This window comes from Pseudomonas sp. GW704-F2, from assembly GCF_059423025.1.
Map to the genome: position 1 here is coordinate 25,457 of NZ_JBWKXO010000052.1, position 7,904 is coordinate 33,360.

General features: G+C 64.8%; 7 protein-coding genes and 1 pseudogene. 4 read left to right on the plus strand and 4 right to left on the minus strand.

Translation table 11 applies throughout. From position 1 onward, the window contains the following. Positions 1–2: 2 nt before the first annotated feature. A complete protein-coding gene (locus AC07W0_RS27775) occupies positions 3–635 on the minus strand; it encodes a 2OG-Fe(II) oxygenase (RefSeq protein ID WP_017845070.1) in 633 nt (210 codons plus the stop codon). 131 nt (positions 636–766) lie between these two features. Between AC07W0_RS27775 and AC07W0_RS27780 the strand changes: the two genes are divergently transcribed. Further along, positions 767–1,519: a DUF2059 domain-containing protein gene (locus AC07W0_RS27780; RefSeq protein ID WP_017845071.1), complete on the plus strand. Its 753-nt coding sequence runs from the start codon at positions 767–769 to the stop codon at positions 1,517–1,519. A gap of 104 nt (positions 1,520–1,623) precedes the next feature. Here AC07W0_RS27780 and bipL read toward each other — a convergent pair whose 3' ends face one another. Next, entirely contained in the window at positions 1,624–2,565 is a 942-nt protein-coding gene (gene bipL / locus AC07W0_RS27785) for a phospholipase BipL (RefSeq protein ID WP_102618670.1), read from the minus strand. 111 nt (positions 2,566–2,676) lie between these two features. Here bipL and AC07W0_RS27790 point away from each other — a divergent pair, with 111 nt between their 5' ends. Beyond that, positions 2,677–3,252 (plus strand): DUF6436 domain-containing protein, encoded by a 576-nt coding sequence (locus AC07W0_RS27790; protein ID WP_102618669.1) that lies wholly within the window; start codon positions 2,677–2,679, stop codon positions 3,250–3,252. Positions 3,253–3,283: 31 nt separating this feature from the next. Continuing rightward, positions 3,284–5,638: a penicillin acylase family protein gene (locus tag AC07W0_RS27795; RefSeq protein ID WP_102618668.1), complete on the plus strand. Its 2,355-nt coding sequence runs from the start codon at positions 3,284–3,286 to the stop codon at positions 5,636–5,638. Between the two features lie 54 nt (positions 5,639–5,692). On the opposite strand, the gene AC07W0_RS27800 is transcribed toward AC07W0_RS27795, so the two are convergent. Next, positions 5,693–6,658 (minus strand): GlxA family transcriptional regulator, encoded by a 966-nt coding sequence (locus AC07W0_RS27800; protein ID WP_102618667.1) that lies wholly within the window; start codon positions 6,656–6,658, stop codon positions 5,693–5,695. Between the two features lie 250 nt (positions 6,659–6,908). Between AC07W0_RS27800 and AC07W0_RS27805 the strand changes: the two genes are divergently transcribed. Further along, positions 6,909–7,550: an HD domain-containing protein gene (locus AC07W0_RS27805; RefSeq protein ID WP_102618666.1), complete on the plus strand. Its 642-nt coding sequence runs from the start codon at positions 6,909–6,911 to the stop codon at positions 7,548–7,550. A 181-nt stretch (positions 7,551–7,731) separates the two neighbouring features. Here AC07W0_RS27805 and AC07W0_RS27810 read toward each other — a convergent pair. Then, positions 7,732–7,833: pseudogene (locus AC07W0_RS27810) on the minus strand (putrescine ABC transporter permease PotI); the annotation flags it as partial. Positions 7,834–7,904 lie beyond the last annotated feature (71 nt).

Consider the following 7,904-nt stretch of genomic DNA (forward strand, 5'->3'; position numbering starts at 1 on the left):
GCTTAAAACGGCTCGTTACCGCGCCGACGAAACCAGCCGGTCAGCGACAGGCGCTCGCGGGTAGCGGGCAGCACTTCGTGGGGTACTTCGCCGGACAGGAACACCACCAGGCAACCTCCGCTGGGCACCACGTCGAGTTCGACGCCGTCCTTGAGGTACATGCGCAACTGGCCGCCGTGTTCCGGCAGCCACTCGTCGTTCAAGTAGATCACCGCCGAGACCGTGCGCCGGTCGTCGTCGCGAAACCGGTCCAGGTGCCTGAGGTAAAACGCCCCCGGCGGGTACATCGCGAAGTGGCTTTCAAAATCTTCCAGGCCGAGGAACAAGCTGCGGTTTATCGCCAGGCGCAGGCTGTCCATCACCGTCATATAGCGGTCGCAGACGACGGCGTCGCCCTCCTCCAGCCACTGGATATGGTCGCCACGAATACCCTCGCGAATCTCCTGGGCCGGCCCGCGCCCGACCGCCGCCGGGGCCAGCTCACCTTCAGCCGCACGTTTACGGCACTCAGCCGCCAGTTCCAGGGTCAGAGCCTGGGGCAGGAAGCTGTTTTGCTGCGACCAGCCCTTTTCGGCCAGGTCGTCGACAATGCGTTGCAGCAATGGGTGATCGTGGGATATTTGCATGGCGCGCATAGTATCCATACGCCTGTGAATCCGACAGAGCCGCTGAGCGTCTGAACGCACTTTAGCCAGGTGACTGATAGGACTTCTCGACAAATCCTACGCCCGACACGGACAATAGTGGCCGACTGACAGGAGTCCATATGCGTCGTTTGTTTTTTTCCTTGCTGATGTTCTGCGTTTTGCCCGCTTGGGCAGACGGCCATGACCAGTTGTACAAGGTCGCCGGCTGGGCCGAACAACGCGCGCATTTCAATGACGCCCTCAGTGCCGCCCAGCAACGCTACCGCAACAGCCTGCCGCCGGCGGTGTACCAGGCGCTGGTCGACAACAGCAACAAGCGCTTCGCCGCCCAGGCCGTGGACCGGCGCGCCGAAGCCCAACTGCGCAAGCACCTGGCGGACCCGGCACCGGCCCTGGCGTTTTTCCAGTCGCCGCTGGGGCGCAAGATTGTCGCCGCCGAACTGCTGGCCACCCGCCGCGACCAGTTGGCAAAAAATGCCCAAGGCCTGCCGCACATCGAAGCCGACGCCACCCGCAGCCTGATCATCGGCCACCTGGCCCAGGCCCTGCCCGCCCGCGAAGCCGGCGCCGAAGTCAGCCTGGCGATCGCCGGCGTGGCGGCCGACAGCTTGAGCCAGATGATCCCCGGCCTGTTGGGCGGCGGCCAGGCCCAGGGCATGCTGGATGGACAACGCGAACGGCTGATGCAACAGATCGGCAATGACCTGAACAACACGTTGCTGTACGTCTATCGGGACTTGTCCGACCCGGAACTGGAAGAATTCGCTACGTTTGCCGAGTCGCCGCAGGGGAAGGCGTATTACCAGGCGGCGTTGGCAGCGGTCCGCGCAGGCTTGGCGGTCGGTCAAAGCACCTCAAGCCTGGCGCAGTAGGAAATGTGGGAGGGGGCTTGCCCCCGATAGCGGTGGGTCAGTATCAGATGTGCTGACTGACACCCTGCTATCGGGGGCAAGCCCCCTCCCACATTTGTACTGCGTTATTTCAGGTGGTCGGTGAGGTACTTGAAGTACTCATTGCGGATCTCCGGGATCTCATTGGCCAAGTGATGCCGGCCGCGCTTGAGCATCAACACCTCCGGCTGATCGAACTTGCCCCGCAGCACCTGCAGGTTGTGCTGCCAATCTACCGTCATATCCTCTTCGCCCTGCACAATCAGCGGCCGCCGCGGGCTGCGCGGTGCGGCTTCGATTTGCCTGATCCAGCGCGCCAGTGCCCCGACCCAGGCGGTCGGCAATTGGCGCGGCTGCAAGGGGTCGGCTTCGAGGAACGGCTTGAAGGCCGGGTCATTGGTGTTTTCGCTGAACCGTCGGGTGATGCCTTTGACGAACGGCCGCAGCAGGTAATAGCTGACCTGCGACCAGCCCCACCCACGCGGACGCACCAAGGGTGAAAGCAGAAAAGTCTTACCCTGGGCCGGGCTGTCGGCGCCATGGTTGAGCAAGTGATCCACCACCACCGCACCGCCGGTGCTTTGCCCGAACAGGTGCCAGGGCCGGGGCAGGTGCAGCGCTTCGGCCTGGGCGAACAGCGCCTGCACCACGTCCTGGTACACCGCAAAATCATCGATACTGGCCCGCGCGCCGCTGGACAAGCCATGGCCCGGCAGGTCGCAGGCGATCACCACGAAACCCTGGTCCAGCGCCCAGTCGACGACGTGGCGGTACAGCCCCATATGGTCGTAGAACCCGTGGAACATGAACATCGTCGCCACCGGCACCGGCGGCCACCACACCTGGGCGACCACCGCGAACCCATCGACCTCGAACCGGCCAAGGCGGCTCACCGCCGGCACCTGGCGCGCGCGCAGGTCCAGCCCATAGAAGCGCTGATAGACCCGCGCCTCGGCGCTGAGTGGCTGCGCATCCACCAGGGGCCGCAAGCTGTCGCGCAGGTGATCGGGGTCAAAGGTGACGGGCATAAGAGGTTCCAGACTTGGGGCTTTACGCGCTGCGCAGAGGAATATCGAGCTGCGATATTCATCTGTCGGGGCAAGCATGGCAAGCTACGCGTCCTTCGAGGATTGATCTGAATGCGACAGCCCTACCGCACCACCCTGTTCGCCAGCCTGCTGCTGATCCTCTGCGCCGGCGTGTTATGGGCGGCGTATGACTGGTTCCAAGGCCGCTACCTGCGTGCCTTCAGCGAACACACGGCGGTGTTTTCCGGCGACGCCCTACGCCTGCCCGACGACCTCGCCGGCCCCGGCCCGATCCGCCTTGTGCATTTCTGGGACCCGGCCTGCCCGTGCAACGTCGGCAACCAGCAGCACCTCGGCGAATTGATCGAGCACTACGCACCCCAGGGCGTCGAGTTCTACGCCCTGCAGAAACCCGGCAGCCACGGCCAGTTGCCCGACAACCTGCGCCAGATGAAAATCCTCAGCAGCCTGCCCGGCGCCGATCAGATACCCGCGACCCCGGCCGTGGCGATCTGGGACCGCAGCGGCAAGCTCGCGTATTTCGGGCCCTACAGCGAAGGGCTGACGTGCAACGCCAGCAACAGCTTTATCGAGCCGATCCTCAAGGCCCTTGCAGCAGGCCGCGCAGTGAATGCCACTCACACCCTGGCGGTGGGCTGCTATTGTTCGTGGCCAACCGGTTTGTAGCCCGTCGCCCCACTCTTGGTAAGGAATGTTCATGAAGCGCCTCTTGCAGGTTCTCGCGGTGCTGCTGGCGCTGATCGCCGTCGGTGCCGGCTGGTACGTCTACAGCAAGCAACCCACCCGCCAGGGCGCCGTGACGCTGGCGAACCTGCAAGGTTCGGTCACGGTGCGCTACGACGAGCGTGGCGTGCCGCATATCCGCGCCGAGAACGAGACCGACCTGTACCGCGCCCTGGGCTACGTGCATGCCCAGGACCGGCTGTTCCAGATGGAAATCATGCGGCGCCTGGCGCGCGGCGAGTTGGCCGAAGTGCTCGGCCCCAAGCTGCTGGACACCGACAAACTGTTCCGCAGCCTGCGCATTCGCGAGCGCTCCGCCACTTATGTGGCGCAGTTGGACCACGAATCGGCGCACTGGAAGGCCCTGCAAGCCTATCTGGACGGGATCAACCAGTATCAGGACAACCACGCCAGCCCGATGGAGTTCGATGTGCTGGGCATCCCCAAGCGGCCGTTTACCGCCGAGGACACCATCAGCGTCGCCGGGTATATGGCCTACAGCTTTGCTGCGGCGTTTCGTACCGAACCATTGCTGACCTATGTACGCGACCAGTTGGGCAGCGATTACCTGAACGTGTTCGACCTCGCCTGGCAACCCAAGGGCGCGCTCAACCTGGCCGCCAGCGACTGGCAAAACCTCGGCGCCATCGCGGCCCTGAGTGAACAGGCCCTGGCCGACAACGGCTTGCCGCAGTTCGAAGGCAGCAACGCCTGGGCGATCAGCGGCAGCCGCACCCAGAGCGGCAAGCCGTTGCTGGCGGGTGACCCGCATATCCGCTTCTCAGTGCCGTCGGTGTGGTACGAGGCGCAGCTGTCGGCGCCGGGCTTTGAGTTGTATGGCTATCACAACGCGCTGGTGCCGGTGGCGTTCCTGGGGCACAACCTGGATTTCGGCTGGAGCCTGACCATGTTCCAGAACGACGACCTCGACCTGATCGCCGAGCAGGTCAATCCGGACAACGCCAACCAGGTCTGGTACCACGGCCAATGGGTCGACATGACCCGCAGCGAGCAACAGATCGCGGTCAAGGGCCAGGCACCGGTCACCTTGACCCTGCGCCAATCGCCCCACGGCCCGATCATCAATGACGTGCTCGGCGAGAACGCCGGCAAGACGCCGATCGCGATGTGGTGGGCGTTCCTCGACACCCAGAACCCGATCCTCGAAGGGTTCTACCAGCTCAACCGCGCCGACACCCTGGCCAAGGCCCGTGCCGCGGCGGCCAAGGTGTCGGCGCCGGGGCTGAACATTGTGTGGGCGAATGCCCAGGGCGATATCGGCTGGTGGGCGGCGGCGCAGTTGCCGATCCGCCCGGCCGGCGTCAACCCTGGGTTTATCCTCGACGGCAGCACGGCCCAGGCCGACAAGCTGGGCTTCTACCCGTTCAGCGCCAACCCCCAGGAAGAAAACCCGGCGCGTGGCTATGTGGTGTCGGCCAATGCGCAGCCGGTGTCGCCCAGCGGCATGGAGATCCCCGGCTATTACAACCTGGCCGACCGTGGCCAGCAGTTGAACGCGCAGTTGAGCGACAAGCGCGTGAAGTGGGACGTAAACAACAGCCAGGCCCTGCAACTGGGCACCACCACCGCCTTCGGCCCGCGCCTGCTGGCACCGCTGTTGCCGTTGCTGCGCGAGGTGGTCAAAGACCCGGCGCAGTTGCAGTTGGTGGAACAACTGGCGGCCTGGAAAGGCGATTATCCGCTGGACTCCACCAGCGCCACGCTGTTCAACCAGTTCCTGTTCAACCTGGCTGACGCGGCCTTCCACCCGAAACTCGGCGACGCCATGTTCAAGACCCTGCTCAGCACGCGGGTGATCGATGCGGCGTTGCCCCGCCTGGCCGCGAGCCCGGATTCGCCCTGGTGGAACGGCAAGCGTGCCGACACCGTCAAGCTCGCCTGGGACAACAGCCTCGCGCACCTCAAGGCCACCTTCGGCGATGACCCGGGCCAATGGCAGTGGGGCAAGGCCCATACGCTGACCCACGGCCACCCGCTGGGCTCGCAGAAACCGCTGGACCGGATCGTCAACGTCGGCCCCTTCCCCGCCCCGGGCAGCCACGAAGTGCCGAACAACCAGTCAGCCAATATCGGCCCGGCACCATGGCCGGTGACCTACGGCCCGTCGACCCGGCGCCTGATCGACTTCGCCGACGTGCCCCACGCGCTGACCATCAACCCGGTGGGGCAAAGCGGTGTGCCGTTCGACAAGCACTATGGGGACCAGGCGGAAACGTATATCGAGGGCGGCTACGAGCAGGCGCATTTCAGCGATGAGGAAGTCACGGCCAATACGCGCGGTACGCTGAAGCTGCTGCCAGCCCGCTGACCGCCTGGAACGCAGTCAAAATGTGGGAGGGGGCTTGTATCTGCGGTGTTGCCCCTACACCGGTGCGGCGAAGTTGAGCCGGAACTGTTGCGGCGTCACCCCCAGTCGGCGGTTGAACACGCTGCGCATGTGCTGGGCATCGCGAAACCCGCATTGATAGGCCACGGTCTTGAGCGGTGCGCGGCTGCTTTCGAGCATCACCCGCGCCGCATCCACCCGCGCCCGCTCGACGAACTCCGCCGGGGTGATCCGCGCTTCACGGGCGAACACCCGGGAGAAGTTGCGCGCACTCATATTGGCCGCGTTGGCCAGGTCCGCGATGGTCAGATCGCCGGTCAGGTTCGCCAGCACATACACTTGCACCAGCGCCACCGCCGAAGTGGTTTCGGCGTGGGGCGTGAGGAACGGGCTGAACTGCGACTGCCCGCCCGCACGCTGGGTGAACACCACCAAGCGCTTGGCCACGCTCAACGCCACTTCCGGCCCGTGGTCCTGGGCCAGCAGGTACAGCGACAGGTCGATCCCCGCCGTGACCCCGGCCGAGGTGTAGAGGTTGCCGTCCTGCATGTAGAGGCGGTCGGCCTCGACCCGGGCGCTGGGGCACAACCGCGCCAGATCGGCGGCATCGCCCCAATGGGTGGTGACGGTTTTCCCGTCGAGCAGGCCGGCGCGGGCCAGTATGAAAGCGCCGTTGCAAATCGAACCGAAGCGCTGCGCCCGCGCCGCGGCCCCGCGCAGCCAATCATCGAAGTGCGCGCCGAATTCCTCGAAAGGCAGCTGCGGCCCGCCGGCGACCAGAAGCAGGTCATAGGCTTGCAACGCTTCGCGGTAATGCCGATGGGCCTGCAACGACAGGCCGTTGGAACAGGCCATATTGCCGTGGTCCAGGCCGATCACGTCCAGCTGGTACCGGTCTTCGGGCGACAGGAAACGGTTCGCCTCGCAGAACACATCCATCGGGCCGGTCACGTCCAGTGACTGGACGCCGGGGAAAATCAGAATGCCGACGGTCTTGCTCATGAACAGGCACACCTTTACCTAACCGGATAAACACAGAACCCCTGTGGGAGGGGGCAAACGCCCTTCCACCTTTGGATTTTCGCAGGCTTCAAGGGTGATATCGCCAGCTACACCCTAGCCGACTTTCACTTGGCACGATGTAGCAGCACATTGGCCGACATCGCACCCTCGCTGCGATAGCCCCTTCCCCGGCGCGCGACCAGACTGGCTGCCTCGGCGCCACCCCGGCGCTTTCTTGCGGAGAACGACCATGAGCACCAGCATCGCCGGCATCAAGATCCCGGACAGCGCCCTGGCCAGGGCCACCACCGACTACATCCGCGATATCGAATCCGACCTGCTCTACCACCACTCGCGCCGGGTGTTTCTGTTCGGCGCGTTGAGCGGTGAGCGCAAGCAACTGGCCTATAACCCGGAGCTGCTTTACGTCGGCGCGATGTTCCATGACCTGGGCCTGGTCGAAGGCCATCGCAGCGACGACCAGCGTTTCGAAGTCGACGGCGCCAACGCGGCAGCGGACTTCCTCAAGCCGTATGGGCTGAGCGATGACGACATCGAACAGGTGTGGCTGTCCATCGCACTGCACACCACGCCGGGCGTGCCGCAGCATTTGCGGCCGACCGTGGCGCTGGTCACCGCCGGCGTCGAGATGGACGTGCTGGGCATGGACTACGCCGCATTTACCCCCGTGCAGCGCGAAGCCGTGGTGCATGCACATCCACGCGGTGAAGGGTTCAAGGAATGCATCATCTGCGCGTTCGCCGACGGCTTGCGCCATCGCCCGCAGACCACGTTCGGCAACGTGAAGACCGATGTGCTGGTGGATCAGGAGCCGGGGTTCAAGCCGATGAACTTTGTCGAGGTGATTCGCCAGTCGCCGTGGACGGCCTGATCAACCTGGAACGCGGTCAAAATGTGGGAGGGGGCTTGCCCCCGATGGCGGTGGATCAGTCACAGCTTCAGTGACTGACACTCTGCTATCGAGGGCAAGCCCCCTCCCACATTTGCACCGTGTCGGCCGTTAGACCGGCGCAGGCGCCCGACGCTTGTCCGGCTGCTGCCAGCCATCGGCTGGCCGCTTCTTCGATCGACAGGTCCAGCTCACGCAAGCGCGCCGACACCACCACCGCCACATACGCCGCGCAGAACGTGGTGTGGGTGATCCAGATGTGGACGGCCTGATCAACCTGGAACGCGGTCAAAATGTGGGAGGGGGCTTGCCCCCGATGGCGGTGGATCAGTCACA